1 protein-coding gene is annotated in these 747 nt (G+C 62.0%); it reads right to left on the reverse strand.

Annotated elements, in window-relative coordinates:
- Positions 1-747: SRPBCC family protein (locus N4G66_RS45240; RefSeq protein ID WP_261710159.1), on the reverse strand; the 747-nt coding region annotated here is incomplete at both ends.

The following is a 747-nucleotide window of genomic DNA, read 5'->3' on the forward strand; positions in this document are numbered from 1 at the left end:
AGCCTCTTCCTCTTCTACGGCGTCCTCATGGGACACGACGACTTCTCCGTCACGGATCTCGCCCCGCCAGCCCTCGGGCTCTTCATTGGTGAGGGTCACGTATCGCTGGAAGTTCTTGAAGTCCAGTCGCATGCGGCGCCCTTGCGCCCGCCAGATGTTGCCCGTCTTCTCGAAGAACCCCGACGGGTAGTACTCCACCACCAGCACGATTCGAGTCAAGGTAGGCGCCAGCTCGTGGAAACTGACCGCGCCGCGGGTGCTCCCCTTGGCTCCCTCCGAGGTCCACACGATCCGGTCATCAGGAATCTGTTCCTGGACGGTCGCTTTGAAGCTGCGCGTTGAAGGGCCGACTTTGACCTTCCAGTCACTCCCTGTCTCATCGCTCTTCGAAACATCGCGAACGCCCTTCGCGAAGCTGCTGAACTTGTCGTACTGCGTCCAGTAGTCGTAGGTGTCCCGGAGCGGCACTCCGACATCGAGAACCTCGATGATGTTCATGACCTTGCCGCCACTGGCCTTCCGCTTCCCTTTGCCACCCCCGAAAGCACTCTTGGCCTTCTCCACGACGTTGTCCTTCACACCCTTGGCCTTCTCCGACACGAACGCCTTCAACGGTGAGTCGCCCTGGAGGATGCGGGACCCGATCGCGGGCAGCGAGCCACCGTTCTGGGCCGCGTCAGTGAGCTGCCCGGCGACGTCCGTGAGTTTGTCGCCGGCCTTCTCGGCAAGGTTCTCCACCTGCGCAGA

The organism is Streptomyces rhizosphaerihabitans, from assembly GCF_025399795.1.
Lineage (GTDB): Bacteria > Actinomycetota > Actinomycetes > Streptomycetales > Streptomycetaceae > Streptomyces > Streptomyces rhizosphaerihabitans.